The 15,061-nt window shown below is 46.3% G+C and carries 17 protein-coding genes; 14 read left to right on the top strand and 3 right to left on the bottom strand.

What is annotated here, in order from left to right:
* The first annotated feature begins 23 nt into the window (after positions 1-23).
* The 9 genes from cheW (at position 24) to ACKPVM_RS04495 (ending at position 9,530) form a co-directional block, all read left to right on the top strand.
* A complete protein-coding gene (gene cheW, locus ACKPVM_RS04535; protein ID WP_409307266.1) occupies positions 24-521 on the top strand; it encodes a chemotaxis protein CheW in 498 nt (165 codons plus the stop codon).
* A 142-nt stretch (positions 522-663) separates the two neighbouring features.
* The gene (locus ACKPVM_RS04530; protein WP_409307264.1) at positions 664-2,349 is read left to right on the top strand and encodes a methyl-accepting chemotaxis protein; all 1,686 of its coding nucleotides are present in this window, start codon (positions 664-666) and stop codon (positions 2,347-2,349) included.
* A gap of 262 nt (positions 2,350-2,611) precedes the next feature.
* Complete coding sequence (gene cheR, locus ACKPVM_RS04525) at positions 2,612-3,484, top strand: protein-glutamate O-methyltransferase CheR (protein ID WP_409307262.1); 873 nt, start codon at positions 2,612-2,614, stop codon at positions 3,482-3,484.
* Positions 3,484-4,536: a protein-glutamate methylesterase/protein-glutamine glutaminase gene (locus tag ACKPVM_RS04520; protein WP_409307261.1), complete on the top strand. Its 1,053-nt coding sequence runs from the start codon at positions 3,484-3,486 to the stop codon at positions 4,534-4,536. The genes cheR and ACKPVM_RS04520 overlap by 1 nt, the downstream gene beginning before the upstream one ends.
* 38 nt (positions 4,537-4,574) lie before the next feature.
* The gene (gene cheY / locus ACKPVM_RS04515) at positions 4,575-4,964 is read left to right on the top strand and encodes a chemotaxis response regulator CheY (RefSeq protein ID WP_409307259.1); all 390 of its coding nucleotides are present in this window, start codon (positions 4,575-4,577) and stop codon (positions 4,962-4,964) included.
* A 9-nt stretch (positions 4,965-4,973) separates the two neighbouring features.
* Positions 4,974-5,627 (top strand): protein phosphatase CheZ, encoded by a 654-nt coding sequence (gene cheZ / locus ACKPVM_RS04510; protein WP_409307258.1) that lies wholly within the window; start codon positions 4,974-4,976, stop codon positions 5,625-5,627.
* Positions 5,628-5,867: 240 nt separating this feature from the next.
* Positions 5,868-7,019 carry a flagellar biosynthesis protein FlhB gene (flhB, locus tag ACKPVM_RS04505; protein ID WP_409307256.1) on the top strand — a complete coding sequence of 384 codons (1,152 nt, stop codon included), beginning with the start codon at positions 5,868-5,870 and terminating at the stop codon, positions 7,017-7,019.
* The gene (flhA, locus tag ACKPVM_RS04500) at positions 7,012-9,096 is read left to right on the top strand and encodes a flagellar biosynthesis protein FlhA (protein WP_409307254.1); all 2,085 of its coding nucleotides are present in this window, start codon (positions 7,012-7,014) and stop codon (positions 9,094-9,096) included. Before flhB ends, flhA begins: the two co-directional genes overlap by 8 nt.
* Entirely contained in the window at positions 9,093-9,530 is a 438-nt protein-coding gene (locus ACKPVM_RS04495) for a flagellar protein FlhE (protein WP_409307252.1), read from the top strand. The genes flhA and ACKPVM_RS04495 overlap by 4 nt, the downstream gene beginning before the upstream one ends.
* A gap of 142 nt (positions 9,531-9,672) precedes the next feature.
* Here ACKPVM_RS04495 and ACKPVM_RS04490 read toward each other — a convergent pair whose 3' ends face one another.
* The 3 genes from ACKPVM_RS04490 to flgA all read right to left on the bottom strand — a co-directional run bounded on the left by ACKPVM_RS04490 (position 9,673) and on the right by flgA (position 11,226).
* Positions 9,673-10,110, bottom strand: coding sequence for a flagella synthesis protein FlgN (locus ACKPVM_RS04490; RefSeq protein WP_409307250.1), 438 nt, complete (start codon positions 10,108-10,110; stop codon positions 9,673-9,675).
* Positions 10,111-10,113: 3 nt separating this feature from the next.
* Positions 10,114-10,413: a flagellar biosynthesis anti-sigma factor FlgM gene (gene flgM / locus ACKPVM_RS04485; protein WP_409307248.1), complete on the bottom strand. Its 300-nt coding sequence runs from the start codon at positions 10,411-10,413 to the stop codon at positions 10,114-10,116.
* Between the two features lie 144 nt (positions 10,414-10,557).
* On the bottom strand, positions 10,558-11,226 hold the full coding sequence (gene flgA, locus ACKPVM_RS04480) for a flagellar basal body P-ring formation chaperone FlgA (RefSeq protein WP_409307246.1): 669 nt from the start codon (positions 11,224-11,226) through the stop codon (positions 10,558-10,560).
* A 161-nt stretch (positions 11,227-11,387) separates the two neighbouring features.
* On the opposite strand from flgA, the gene flgB reads away from it, so the two are divergent.
* The 5 genes from flgB to ACKPVM_RS04455 all read left to right on the top strand — a co-directional run bounded on the left by flgB (position 11,388) and on the right by ACKPVM_RS04455 (position 15,059).
* On the top strand, positions 11,388-11,804 hold the full coding sequence (gene flgB / locus ACKPVM_RS04475) for a flagellar basal body rod protein FlgB (RefSeq protein ID WP_409307245.1): 417 nt from the start codon (positions 11,388-11,390) through the stop codon (positions 11,802-11,804).
* Positions 11,805-11,838: 34 nt separating this feature from the next.
* On the top strand, positions 11,839-12,243 hold the full coding sequence (gene flgC, locus ACKPVM_RS04470) for a flagellar basal body rod protein FlgC (RefSeq protein ID WP_409307243.1): 405 nt from the start codon (positions 11,839-11,841) through the stop codon (positions 12,241-12,243).
* 15 nt (positions 12,244-12,258) lie between these two features.
* Entirely contained in the window at positions 12,259-12,942 is a 684-nt protein-coding gene (gene flgD, locus ACKPVM_RS04465) for a flagellar hook assembly protein FlgD (protein WP_409307242.1), read from the top strand.
* Positions 12,943-13,031: 89 nt separating this feature from the next.
* The gene (flgE, locus tag ACKPVM_RS04460; RefSeq protein ID WP_409307240.1) at positions 13,032-14,282 is read left to right on the top strand and encodes a flagellar hook protein FlgE; all 1,251 of its coding nucleotides are present in this window, start codon (positions 13,032-13,034) and stop codon (positions 14,280-14,282) included.
* A gap of 21 nt (positions 14,283-14,303) precedes the next feature.
* Positions 14,304-15,059 (top strand): flagellar basal body rod protein FlgF, encoded by a 756-nt coding sequence (locus tag ACKPVM_RS04455; RefSeq protein ID WP_409307238.1) that lies wholly within the window; start codon positions 14,304-14,306, stop codon positions 15,057-15,059.
* The last annotated feature ends 2 nt before the right edge of the window (positions 15,060-15,061 follow it).

The following is a 15,061-nucleotide window of genomic DNA, read 5'->3' as shown; positions in this document are numbered from 1 at the left end:
TGATTGATTAAAGGGTGAAAAACATGACTGGACTTGCAAACGTCACGAAACTAGCCGGTGAAACTGTAGGACAGGAATTCTTAATTTTTACACTGGGTGACGAAGAATACGGTGTTGATATTTTAAAAGTACAGGAAATACGTGGTTATGATCAGGTCACACGTATTGCTAATACTCCTACTTTTATTAAAGGCGTAACGAATCTGCGTGGTGTCATTGTTCCCATCGTTGATTTACGTATAAAATTTGCGCAACAAGAAGTGGATTACGATGATAATACGGTTGTTATCGTGTTGAATCTTGGTCAGCGCGTTGTTGGGATCGTTGTGGATGGTGTATCCGACGTTCTGTCATTAACTGCCGATCAAATTCGTCCTGCGCCAGAGTTTGCGGTTACTTTATCAACTGAATATTTAACAGGGTTGGGTTCTTTAGGTGAAAGAATGCTGATTTTGGTTGATATTGAAAAATTGTTGAGTAGTGAAGAAATGGCGTTAGTCGACAGCATAATGAAAGTTTGATGTTTTTCAGGTTTTATTGGGCCATCTTCATGGCCCAATCGCCTATCTTTAGCCTCTGCATTGCTCTTCAATTCAAAATGTCATAAAGATATCCCAAAAGATGCCGATATGGTCGGTAGTTAGTCTGCATAAAAGGCTTGATATGTTTAATCGTATAAAAATTGTTACAGGTTTGATGCTTGTATTGGGGTTATTTGGCACTCTCCAGCTTATTTCAGGTGGTTTATTCTTTAATGCGTTAAAGAATGACAAAGATGTTTTTGTTTCAACTCAGGTTATTAATCAAAAAAAATCGGAACTGGATTCAGCGTGGTCATACTTGTTACAAACGCGTAATACGCTTAATCGGGCCGGTAGCCGTTTTGCACTGGACTCCACTGGAGGTGGTACTGGCGTCTCAGGGAAAGAACTTTTGTCTTCTGCAAGAAGGCAGCTTTCGATGGCAAGTGAATACTTTTCCAAGTATGAGAGCGTTCCGCTTAATAGCCGCCAGGATGCGAATGCCGCGAATACCGTTAAAGAGAATTATGTTGTTTTAAACGCTGCTTTGACTGAGTTAATTGCATTTTTAGATGCGGGAGAATTAAAGAAGTTTATTGAACAGCCAACCCAAGGCTATCAGGATAATTTTGAAAAGGCGTATTACGCTTATAAGGCTGACAGCGATAAGTTGTATGCAGAAGGTATCGCTAAAAATGACGCAGCTTATGATTCAGCTTTGTGGATTTTAGTGACGATTATCGCCATTGTTTTCACTTTAGTACTTATCGTTTGGTTTGGTATTCAACAGATATTAATTAGCCCGCTAAATAATATTGTGAAGCATATTAGCCATCTTGCGAAAGGCGATCTTACTAAATCTATTGATTTTCAGAGTAAAAATGAGATGGGCATTCTGGCTGAGAGTATTCGGCGTATGCAGAGTGAATTCGTCACAACGGTAAGTGCCGTTCGGCATGGAGCGGATGCGATCTATACCGGTGCAACTGAAATCAGTGCAGGAAATAACGATCTCTCTTCTCGTACGGAGCAGCAGGCCGCGGCCTTGGAAGAAACCGCAGCGAGCATGGAACAACTGACCGCAACGGTGAAGCAGAATGCGGAAAATGCACGCCAGGCCAGCCAACTAGCGTTGAGCGCTTCTGAAACCGCGCAGAGAGGTGGTAAGGTTGTCGATAATGTGGTGAAAACCATGCACAATATTGCCGGAAGCTCACAAAAAATTGCTGATATCACCAGCGTAATTGATGGTATTGCATTTCAAACCAATATTTTGGCGTTGAACGCCGCCGTAGAAGCAGCCAGAGCAGGGGAGCAAGGTCGCGGTTTTGCGGTTGTTGCTGGTGAGGTTCGTAATTTGGCGCAGCGTAGCGCCCAGGCGGCAAAAGAAATTAAAACTTTGATTGAAGATTCTGTTAGCCGTGTCGATGAAGGATCTGTATTGGTTGAAAGCGCGGGTGAAACGATGGGCGAGATCGTTAGCGCAGTCACCAGAGTGACGGACATCATGGGCGAAATAGCATCGGCTTCTGATGAGCAAAGTAAAGGTATTGATCAGGTCGGACAGGCGATTACTGAGATGGATTTGGTCACGCAGCAGAACTCCGCACTGGTTGAGGAGTCTGCGTCGGCAGCGACGGCACTGGAAGAACAAGTTCGTATCTTGAACGAAGCGGTTGCCGCATTCCATCTTTCTGATGCCACGTATAATCGAGGTGCAGCGGCATCTACGGTAAGTGCGCAGAAGCCGGCTTTATTAGCGTCTTCTGCTCAGACAGGTAAGAAAATGAAAGAAGGTGCCTCTACTGACAATTGGGAAACGTTCTGATTGGGCAGCGTAGCACGGGTGAGTTGTTGAGATAGTTATCTGGACATGTTGCATTTAAACTGAATGCATTTCTATCTGATCGTACGGGTTTTAGAGAGACGGTTTTTCATTTTTAATTGATTGATAATTTGAGAAAAATATTGCCAGTGCGAGTGCCGGGTGATAACCCGGCAAATGACAATGAAGTAAACCTGCAATCGTTGTAAGGACATGTTCAGATTGAAAAAAAATATAGCAACAATCAATATTCGAGCGGTTTGATATGAAAAGTACACCATCGCAAAATCGCCCTGAATCTGCTTCTATCCTGACGCAGATGGTTGACAGGTTGCCGTTGTCGGATGTTCATTTCCGGCGAATCAGCCAGTTAATATATCAACGTGCTGGTATCGTTCTGGCCGATCATAAAAGAGAGATGGTCTATAACCGTCTGGTCAGACGTTTGCGCCTGCTTGGAATAAATGATTTTGGCCAATATCTGGCGCTGCTTGAATCTGATTCAAATAGCGCGGAATGGCAGGCGTTTATCAATGCACTCACCACCAACCTAACGGCTTTTTTTCGAGAGGCCCATCATTTTCCAATTTTGGCCGAACACGCCCGCAAGCGTCCAAATGGCTATACCATTTGGAGTACGGCAGCATCGACAGGAGAAGAACCTTATTCTCTGGCGATGACACTTGCAGAAGTGCTTGGAAATAAAGCGAGCGGTTGCCAGGTTTGGGCGAGTGACATCGATACCCAAGTATTGGAGAAAGCGACGGCGGGCATATATCGTCAGGAAGAGTTGCGTTCTCTCTCTCCACAACAATTACAGCGATTTTTCTTACGTGGCACAGGGCCGCACAGTGGACTTGTGCGTGTGCGTCCTGATTTGGCGTCAATGGTGCATTTTCAACAACTAAACTTGCTGGCTCCAGACTGGCCGGTACCGGGGCCATTTGATGCGATCTTCTGCCGTAATATCATGATTTATTTCGATAAAGAAACGCAAGAACGTATTCTGCGTCGATTTGTTCCGATGCTTAAACCGGGTGGATTGCTATTCGCTGGACATTCAGAGAACTTCAGTCAGATCAGTCGGGAGTTTTATTTGCGTGGACAAACTGTTTATGGGCTGGCTAAGGAAAGATAATGAGCAAAATTAAAGTATTATGCGTTGATGACTCTGCCCTTATGCGTCAGATCATGACTGAAATAATTAATAGCCATCCAGATATGGAAGTGGTTGCAACCGCGCCCGATCCTTTAGTTGCCCGTGACCTGATTAAGAAATTTAATCCTCAGGTTTTGACGTTAGACGTTGAAATGCCTCGTATGGACGGGTTGGATTTTTTAGAAAAACTCATGCGCTTACGTCCAATGCCTGTCGTGATGGTGTCGTCTCTAACCGGAAAAGGATCGGAGATTACATTACGAGCTCTGGAATTAGGGGCTATTGATTTCGTTACAAAACCGCAATTAGGTATCCGTGAAGGCATGCTGGCATACAGCGAGTTGATCGCTGAAAAGATACGTATGGCTGCGAAGGCCCGTTTACCCCAGCGTAGCTCGACAAACGAACCGACGAAAATTATTCAGCATATGCCACTGTTGAGTAGTGAAAAGTTGATCGCAATCGGTGCATCAACTGGCGGGACGGAGGCAATTCGTCATGTTTTACAGCCTTTGCCACCAACAAGCCCTGCATTGTTGATTACCCAACATATGCCACCAGGCTTTACCAAATCTTTTGCCGAGCGGTTAAATAAGCTATGCCAGATTACGGTGAAAGAGGCTGAAGATGGAGAGCGTGTATTGCCTGGACATGCTTATATTGCACCTGGTGCACGTCACCTTGAGTTGGCACGTAGCGGGGCTAACTATCAGGTACGTTTGAATGATGGTCCGCCGGTTAACCGCCACCGTCCATCGGTTGATGTATTATTTCGTTCGGTTGCACAATTTGCCGGACGTAACGCTGTAGGGGTTATCCTTACAGGTATGGGAAATGATGGCGCTGCCGGTATGCTGGAGCTCCATCAAGCTGGCGCTTATACCCTGGCGCAAAACGAAGCGAGTTGTGTGGTATTTGGCATGCCACGTGAAGCTATCGCGATGGGGGGCGTCGACGAAGTAGTTGATTTGCACCAGGTTAGTCAGCGAATGCTGGCTCAAATCTCTGCCGGACAGGCATTACGTATATAAGCAGCTCTCGGTGAGCAATTAATATTTTAGGAGTAGGTATGGCCGACAAAGAACTCAGATTTTTAGTAGTGGATGATTTTTCGACAATGCGCCGAATTGTCCGTAACCTACTGAAAGAACTGGGCTTTAATAACGTAGAAGAGGCGGAAGATGGTGCGGATGCGTTGAATAAACTTCGTGCTGGTGCTTTCGATTTCGTCATTTCTGACTGGAATATGCCAAATATGGATGGTTTGGAGTTGTTACAAACTATTCGCGCAGATGGGGCGCTCTCAAAGCTCCCTGTATTGATGGTAACGGCAGAAGCGAAAAAAGAAAATATTATTGCTGCGGCACAGGCTGGTGCTAGTGGCTATGTAGTTAAACCATTTACTGCTGCTACCCTGGAAGAGAAGCTTGGTAAGATTTTCGAAAAATTGGGTATGTAAGGGGATCTTATGACGCCACATTCTCATCCTATGCCATCCGTTAGTGATACGGCTTCGGCGACAGAGATTATTTCTCGTATCGGCCAATTAACTCGTATGCTGCGCGATAGTCTGCGCGAGTTAGGGCTGGATAATGCGATTGCCGAAGCCGCAGAAGCGATTCCTGATGCTCGTGATCGTCTTGATTACGTTGTTCAAATGACTGCTCAGGCAGCGGAAAGAGCGTTGAGCTGTGTTGAAGCTGCACAGCCGCGACAGAACCAATTAGAGTCTGGTGCTAAGTCATTAAAAACGCGTTGGGATCAATGGTTCGAAAATCCAATTGAGCTTGCTGATGCTCGTGAATTGGTCACGGATACTCGTAGTTATCTCGAGGATGTTCCTCAGCACACGTCGTTCACTAATGCGCAACTGTTGGAAATCATGATGGCTCAGGATTTCCAGGATCTGACTGGTCAGGTCATCAAGCGAATGATGGATGTTGTTCAGGAAATAGAAAAACAACTGTTAATGGTTCTTCTGGAAAATATCCCTGAAAAACCTGATGCACCTAAACGTCCTAATGATGGTTTGTTAAATGGCCCTCAGTTGGATAAAAATGCCGCAGGTGTTGTTTCTAGCCAGGATCAAGTGGATGATCTTCTGGATAGTCTCGGTTTTTAGTTTCATTGATGTATCGCGAAAGAATGTAATTTATTTATTTTTTCATGAGATATCACGTTATTCTGGCTATTTATGGCCAATTTTATGACCATAAATAGCTGAATCAGCGTTTGCTTTTCATGCGTGACTATCCGTAAAAGAAACGTCAGTTTCCCTCGTTGTTCCAGCCATAAAAATTTCTCATATTTGTCATGCTAAGCAGAGAATTCCTACCCATGTTGTAATAACAGGAACGCTGCAGTGGCTGAAGATAGCGATCTGGAAAAAACAGAATCCCCCACTCCCCACAAAGAGGAGAAGGCGCGAGAAGAAGGCCAGATCCCCCGTTCCCGTGAATTGACGTCCATTCTCATGATGATGGCGGGGTTAGCCATTCTTTGGATGGGAGGGGAGTCAATGGCACATAAGCTCGCAGGCATGGTGAGCCAGGGACTTTCTTTTGATCATGAAACTATTGGCGATGATAGTGCCATGTTACGTCATATCGGCGTATTGCTACGGCAGGCTGTTTCTGCTCTTATTCCTATTATGCTTGGATGCGTATTGGTCGCCTTATCCGCACCAATGCTATTGGGTGGTGTTTTATTCAGCACTAAGTCGATAAAAGTCGATTTTAAGAAACTAAATCCACTCTCAGGGTTAAAAAGGCTGTTTTCTTCTCAATCCCTGGCTGAATTGTTTAAAGCCATCTTGAAGTCGATGATGGTCGGTATTATTACTGCTTGGTTTTTAATGCATAATTGGCCGAAAATGTTGCATCTGATTTCAGAGCCGCCAATAGCAGCGTTGGGAAATGCATTGAATCTGGCTGTTATTTGTGGTTTTTTGGTGATTGTTGGCCTTGTGCCAATGGTCGCGTTCGATGTGTTTTGGCAGATTTGGAGCCATATTAAAAAATTACGGATGACCAAGCAGGAAATTCGTGATGAACACAAAGAAAATGAAGGCGATCCGCATGTTAAGGGTAGAATTCGTCAACAGCAGCGGGCGATGGCTCAGCGGAGAATGATGGCGGATGTGCCTAAAGCAGATGTGATCGTGACAAACCCAACCCATTATTCAGTCGCACTGCAATATGACGAGAAAAAGATGAACGCGCCGAAAGTGCTGGCAAAAGGGGCGGGTGAGATTGCTTTGCGAATTAGAGAGTTAGGGGCGGAACATCGGATCCCTGTTTTGGAAGCGCCTCCGTTAGCGCGTGCGTTATATCGTCATTCTGAGGTCGGGCATCATATTCCGGCCGATCTATATGCTGCTGTTGCAGAGGTATTAGCTTGGGTTTATCAACTGAAGCGTTGGAAACGTGAAGGTGGGTTGATTCCGAGAAAACCTAAACATCTACCAGTGCCGGACGCACTGGATTTTGCTAAAGAGAATTTAACTGATGGCTAATCTGGCCTCTTTGCTTCGTTTACCCACTAATTTGAAAGGCTCTCAGTGGCAAATATTAGCCGGACCTGTATTGATCCTGTTAATTTTGTCCATGATGGTACTCCCTCTTCCGCCTTTCGTTTTGGACTTGCTGTTTACCTTTAATATCGCACTTTCCATCATGGTGTTGCTGGTCGCTATGTTCACGCAACGAACCTTGGAATTTGCCGCATTCCCGACCATTCTCTTATTTTCTACGTTGCTGCGTTTATCCCTTAACGTTGCTTCTACGCGTATTATCTTGCTGGAAGGCCACACCGGGACCGCGGCGGCAGGGAAGGTGGTTGAAGCATTCGGCCATTTTCTTGTGGGTGGTAATTTTGCTATCGGTATTGTCGTTTTTATCATTCTCGTTTTAATCAACTTTATGGTTATTACCAAAGGTGCAGGACGTATTGCAGAGGTCGGTGCGCGTTTTGTCCTTGATGGAATGCCAGGCAAACAGATGGCTATTGATGCCGATCTCAATGCTGGATTGATTGGTGAAGATGAGGCTAAAAAACGACGGGCTGAAGTGACTCAGGAAGCCGATTTTTACGGTTCAATGGACGGTGCCAGTAAATTTGTGCGCGGCGATGCCATCGCGGGTTTGATGATCATGGTGATTAACGTTATTGGCGGATTGCTTGTTGGTGTCGTTCAACACAATATGCCTGTTGGACAAGCGGCTGAAAGCTATACGTTGTTGACTATCGGTGATGGTCTGGTTGCGCAAATTCCGGCATTGGTTATTTCTACTGCGGCCGGTGTTATTGTTACCCGGGTCAGTACCGATCAGGATGTAGGGCAACAGATGGTCACCCAACTGTTCAACAATCCGCGGGTCATGGTGCTGAGTGCCGCAGTTTTAGGGTTGATTGGCTTAGTTCCTGGTATGCCTAATTTTGTCTTTCTGCTTTTCACTGCGTCATTGCTGGGGATGGCATGGTGGATGCGTGGCGAACAACAAAAGTCACCAGCTGTTTCCTCGGCCCCGGCCACACTGGAAAAACAGCCGGTTGTTGAAGCCAGTTGGTCTGATGTTCAACTGGAAGACCCATTAGGCATGGAAGTGGGGTATCGGCTTATCCCGATGGTTGATTTCCAACAGGATGGTGAACTGTTAGGTCGTATTCGTAGCATCAGAAAGAAATTTGCTCAGGAAATGGGATATCTTCCTCCGGTGGTTCATATTCGTGACAACCTTGAGCTCCAGCCAGCTAGTTATCGTATTTTGATGAAAGGGGTAGAAATCGGCAGTGGTGAAGCTCACCCCGGGCGCTGGATGGCAATTAATCCTGGTAATGCGGTGGGGGATCTTCCCGGTGAGGTTACGCAAGATCCTGCATTTGGTTTGCCTGCGATTTGGATAGAAAATGCGCTGAAAGAGCAAGCTCAGACTCAAGGGTATACCGTTGTAGAAGCGAGCACGGTAGTGGCAACCCATCTAAATCACTTAATTAGTGTGCATGCGAGTGAGCTGTTTGGGCGTCAGGAAGCGCAACAATTGATGGATCGTGTCGCACAGGAAATGCCGAAACTGACAGAAGACTTTATTCCTGGCGTCGTCACACTGACAACGTTGCATAAAGTTTTACAGAATCTCTTAAGTGAACGTGTTTCTATCCGCGACATGAGAACGATTATGGAGACGCTTGCCGAGCATGCGCCAGTACAGCCTGATCCTTATGAGTTGACTACGGTAGTTCGTGTCGCGTTAGGGCGTGCGATTACTCAACAGTGGTTCCCTGGAGAGGCTGAACTTCAGGTTATTGGACTGGAAGGTTCATTAGAACGCCTGTTGCTACAAGCACTGCAAGGTGGTGGTGGGTTAGAACCTGGGTTGGCCGATCGTTTATTGGTTCAGGCGAAAAGTGCATTGCAGCGACAGGAAATGTTAGGGGCACCGCCTGTTCTACTGGTTAACCATGCACTGCGTGCTTTACTTGCGCGCTTCTTACATCGTAGCCTGCCGAATATGGCTGTGCTGTCTAATCTGGAAATCAGTGATAGCCGACAGATCCGTATGACTTCGATCATTGGAGAGACACAGGCATGATTCATTTCAATATTAATCGGGTCGTTGCTGGCTTGTTGTTTTTCTCCGTATTCACGTTATTTTCGATGTCAGGGCATGCTGCTCAGGGGAGTTGGGATGCAAGCCGTGCCGGGGTTACCCTCAACTATCGTGGTGAAGTCGCTTCATCTCCTGCCTTTTTGCCGTCGCCAGCACAAGGCGTCATGCATGACAGCAAGGTCACCATCATTTATTGGCGTTCGGAAACGGATAGGCCAGCACCTCCTGGCTTATTTATCAAACTATGTACCGCGCAACGTTGCGTGAATGTCGATAATGGTGTGGGTCAGACTCAGGCGTTTAGCGGTACACCTGCGAATAGTGAGTTTCGGTTTGTCTATTACATTGAGGGCGGTGGCCGATTAATACCCGCATTTAATGTGCGAAGCATTGATCTGGCTGTCAACTATGAATAAATACAAAAACACACCTAATGGTGTGATTGTAGGGTCAGATATTTGATTGAGTGATTCAAGAAAATGACGCTAAACATATACCCTAATAACTCAAGTCGTAGACAGCGCGTATGTGCATATCACTTGAAATATAGCGGATATATTACATATTGATTTTACGTCCACCTACTATCAAACCTTTTGACTGACCATCTGGGCCATATAAGCTTTGTCCATGGCGAGGTTTGAGTATTCTGATCGCTTCGTTGGTATGTGATATGTGTTGATTGAGCAACATACCGTTATGCTGATTTTTGTCATGCAGACTTTGCGTTAACGCTTGAATGGACAGCCAACCAGCGGATAAAAGCTCATATCCATCATAAGGGGCTTGTAATTTTAATGCAGACTCTGTGTCGTGCCGACCTTTTTCAAGATACTGAATCGTCGTTAATAAAGAGCTTTTTTCCTCGGTAACTTGCTGAAGCGCGATACTATTGATCTGCCCTGCGCACAGTAAAGTCTGTTCTTCCGACATCACTTTATCAAGCGTTTGCAGGGTATCGAGTAATTGATCGAGTATCGCTTGCAGCTTTTCCATTATTTACTGGTTTCCCGCTAAAAAGTCCTGAGTGTCTTTTATTAAGGCGTCGGCAATTTTTTCAACATCGATTTTCAGTGAGCCATCACGAATAGCCTGTTTTAGTGTCTCAACGCGATTCATGTCGATGTCTTGAACACCTGGTTGCATGAGTTTGGCTTGTGCATCGCTTAGCTTAACCTGCGTAGCGCTGACTTCACCTTGAGCTTCAGGTTGTTTTCTTTTTGCCTTGGACACATCACCCTGTTCTCGTGCTTGTACCTGACTGACAGGCTTGAGCGATTGGGTACGTTCAATACTCATAATGATTGCCTCTAAGATGAGGGTAAAATAGATTAATAATCAAGCCGATGCGGATAAGCATCTCTCGATATTCAAATAGGTTTGCATCATGCCAATAACTGCCTTGAGTATATCATCGGCAACCATAAAAGAATCTTTAATAAATTACTGTGAGATCAGAATAATCCCATCCTCGCTGGCTGTACCGCTCACTATCTGTCCCGAACTCGTTCTTACTCTGACGGATTGACCCGCTGCGGCATTGTTTATGGCTTTACCTTCACTGTTAACGGTAAACCCCTCACCCTGGACAAGAATGGGGACATTTTGACCTGCCTTTATCACCCAGGAACGACGTAACATTGACGTCGTTATTGGTTGGCCGGGCACCAAATCCCTCAGTGCAACAGCACCTTGCGCATCCTTTGCGGTGAGCAGCGTTCGTGGCGGTAGTTGATCAAGACGCCCCTGATTTAATCGAAGATCTTTTTCATCCAGTTTTGTTCCCCGAGAGACCATTTTGGCGCTGACGACATAATGGCCGGTCACCTGTACTTCAGTCTGAATAAAACGACGAACTTGACCACAACGGACTGAAACGCTGATGTTCCCCCAAACTCGGGTATTTCCCGGCAACGAAATTTGTGGGTTCTCACACTGAGGCCACTGTGATTCCGGGGATTTTATAATGACTTTAACGGTATTTGAACTGCCCTGAAATCGATCGGAGAAAAACTGATTGATTTGTACAGAGAGGGGGGCTGCAAGCGCATATCCACTCAGCAGTACCCAGCCTGTAGTGAGTAGACCAAGGATAGACTTTTTTACCTTCATTAGCGCTCTCCGACAACAGCAAACCATATGTTAATTAGTGTAATGACATCATGGGTAGGTTAAGGCAACAAATAGCGCTGCATTTTATGCCTATTCATTCGATGACATCGCGATAATGAGAATTATCCTATCCGCTCCAAATTCTAACTTGCGGAGGGAGCATGCTCGATAAATTGAACGCCTCATTGCAGTTTCAGCAAGAAGCGTTGAACTTGCGTGCCCAGCGGCAGGAAATCCTGGCCGCAAACATTGCCAATGCTGATACGCCAGGCTATCAGGCTCGTGATATCGATTTTGCAAGCCAGCTCAATAAAGTGATGGAGCAAGGACGAGCTGAAGGCACGGGTATTGCGTTGAAAACAACGTCAGTAAGACATATCCCTGCGCAGAACTTCCAGCCGCCTGAGCTCGATCTGTTGTATCGGATCCCTGATCAGCCTGCGTTGGATGGTAATACCGTCGATATGGATCGTGAGCGGACTAATTTTGCTGATAATAGCCTGAAATATCAAACGAGTTTAACCGTATTGAGCGGTCAGATTAAGGGCATGATGTCGGTATTACAATCCGGCTCGTGATAGCAGCGCGAGATGCGATAGAAGGTAAGCACTTATGTCGTTATTAAATATATTTGAAATTTCAGGTTCTGCACTTTCAGCGCAATCTCAGCGCTTGAATGTGAGTGCCAGTAATCTGGCAAATGCGGATAGCGTTACTGGACCTGATGGTCAGCCTTATCGTGCCAAACAGGTTGTATTTGAAGTCAACGCCGCTCCGGGGCAATCAACCGGGGGGGTGCGCGTTGCGAATGTCATTGAGGATCCCTCGCCAGCTCGTCTGGTCTATGAGCCCGGCAATCCTTTGGCCGATGGGCAAGGGTATGTGCGTATGCCGAATGTGGATCCCGTAGCAGAGATGGTTAACACCATCTCTGCGTCCAGGAGCTATCAGGCCAACGTGGAAGTCTTGAACACAACAAAGACGATGATGTTGAAGACATTAACTATCGGGCAATAATCGGGAGATGCGCTAATGTCTGTAACGATAAATGATTCTTACTCGGCTCAAAGTACTTCAGGCACGAGTAGTAGCACAGCCAGCAATTCAGCGACAGGAAATAGCAGCGTTGATTTGCAGAACCAATTTCTGACGTTGTTGGTTGCACAATTAAAGAATCAGGATCCTACCAATCCAATGGATAACAACCAACTGGTTAGCCAGTTGGCGCAACTGAATACCGTGAGTGGTATTGAGAAGCTTAACACTACGCTGGGCGCTATTTCCGGACAGATTAATAATAACCAATCGTTACAGGCAACAACGTTGATTGGTCATGGTGTCATGATCCCAGGCACCGAAGTTCTTGTGGGTAAGGGAACCAGTACGCCATTTGGACTTGAGTTGGAAAGCGCTGCGGAAAACGTGACCGTGACGATTAGTGATAGTACTGGCAAAGCGGTACAAACGATGGAGTTGGGTACCTTATCTGCGGGGGTTCACTCATACAGTTGGGATAGCAAACTGGCTGATGGTACGGTCGCACCAGATGGTGCGTATACCATTTCTATCGCCGCCAGTACGGGTGGGGCTCAGCAGACTGTCCAACCGTTACATTATGCACAGGTTACTGGCGTCACACGGAATGATTCTGGTGCGTTGCTGGACTTAGGCCTGCGCGGCAAAGCGACGCTGGATAATGTACGGCAGATTCTATAACACATTGTGTTCTTAATTAATAAATTCATGTTATTTCAGCAGGTTGTGGTGTCTGGAATACGGTTTAATCAATTCATCTGGAGAACGGTATGAGTTTTTCTCAGGCGGTTAGTGGTTTAAATGCAGCGTCCAATAATCTGGACGTGATTGGCAATAACATTGCTAACTCGGCAACAGTTGGTTTTAAAGCGGGCACCATTTCTTTTGCTGACATGTTTGCAGGTGGTAACGTGGGGATGGGGACCAAAGTCGCGGCGGTGATGCAGGATTTTGGTGATGGTTCATTGAATAGTAGTTCCCGTAATTTAGATGTGGCGATCAGTGGCGGCGGCTTTTTCCGTATGCAAGATACGAATGGCAGCATCTATTACAGCCGTAACGGCCAATTTACGTTAGATGGCGCTACGCGTAACATCATCAATATGCAGGGTATGCAATTGACAGGTTATCCCGCAACGGGTACGCCGCCGACGATTCAACAAGGGGCGGATCCTGTTCCATTAAGTATTCCCGAAACTGCCATGCCATCCAAAGCCACGACGGTGGCATCAATGTTGGCGAATCTGAACTCCTCCGCGCCAACACAAGTGTTTGATCCTGCTAACCCCGCATCGACAAATAGCTATAAAGGCACGTTAACCACATATGATTCTTTGGGAAATGTCCATAACATGGGGTTGTATTTTGTAAAAACAGGAGATAATCAATGGACAGTGAATGTTCGTGATGATTCTCTTCCGATTTCGGCGGATCCTGCGGATGATTTCACCCAGATTCAGTTAACATTCGATGGAAGTGGTAAGTTAACCTCTCAGAGCCAGATTATTCCCCCTGCGACTACGCCTACAACAGGGCCAAGTCAACTAACTTTAAATACATTGAATGGTTCCACTCAGACAAACTTTACTTTAGATTTTGCTGGTAGCCTGCAGCAGAACTTTGGCTCCAACAGTAATAAATCTCCAACGCAAGATGGCTATGCTCCGGGTAACCTGACGGGTTACAGCGTGAATAATGATGGTACGGTCGTGGCCTCTTATTCCAATACCAAAACACAGGTTCTTGGACAAATCGCGCTGGCTGGTTTTTCCAACCCTGAAGGACTTTCTCCTCAGGGGGATAACGTTTGGTCAGATACAGACAGATCAGGCCAGGCTGTTGTTGGTGTCGCCGGATCGGGAAGCCTTGGGAAACTTAAGGGCAACGCGACAGAAGGTTCTAACGTGGATATGAGTAAAGAGCTGGTCAACATGATTGTTGCTCAACGTAATTACCAGTCTAACGCGCAGACGATTAAAACGCAGGATTCCATCCTACAAACGCTGGTTAGCCTGCGTTAATTATCATAACGGGGACATTGCATGGATCACGCCATTTATACCGCGATGGGCGGAGCTAGTCAGACGCTTGAAAAACAAGCCGTTACCGCTAACAATCTGGCAAATGCTTCAACGCCGGGTTTTAGAGCGCAGTTGTCAGCGTTGAGGGCGGTGCCTGTCAATGGGGTAACGCATCCTACTCGTACGTTGGTCGTTGCGTCTACGCCGGGTGTAGATATGACGGAAGGGGTGATGGATTATACCGGCCGTGCAATGGATGTCGCTTTGCCTAAGGAAAGTTGGTTAGCGGTGCAAACCGCCGATGGCGGCGAAGCTTACACCCGTAATGGTAATATGGAAATCAATGCGGATGGGCAATTGACCATTCAGGGCCGTGTTGTGGTGGGGGATGGTGGACCGATCGACATTCCTCCTCAGGCGCAGGTTTCTATTTCTGCCGATGGGACGATCTCTGTGTTAAACGCGGGCGATCCTCCGAATACCATGGCGCAATTGGGGCGGTTAAAACTGGTGAAAGCCACCGGGCAAGAAGTCAGCCGATCTGATGACGGCCTTTTTCGCTTAACCGCTCAGGCTCAGCAGCAGCGTGGCAACGTTTTACCGAATGACCCTACTGTGCGTATCATGCCGGGAGTGCTTGAAAACAGTAATGTTAACTCGGTCGATACGATGGTAGATATGATTGCTAACGCTCGTCGCTTTGAAATGCAGATGAAAGTGATTAGTAGCGTTGATGATAACGCACAGCGTGCTAATCAAATATTAGCGATGAGCTAAGA

Origin of the sequence: Pectobacterium hainanensis (assembly GCF_046237015.1) — a bacterium.
Classification (GTDB): domain Bacteria; phylum Pseudomonadota; class Gammaproteobacteria; order Enterobacterales; family Enterobacteriaceae; genus JBJYIN01.
The sequence above is the reverse complement of the archived record's forward strand: the minus strand, read 5'-3'. Positions and strand labels throughout refer to the sequence as shown.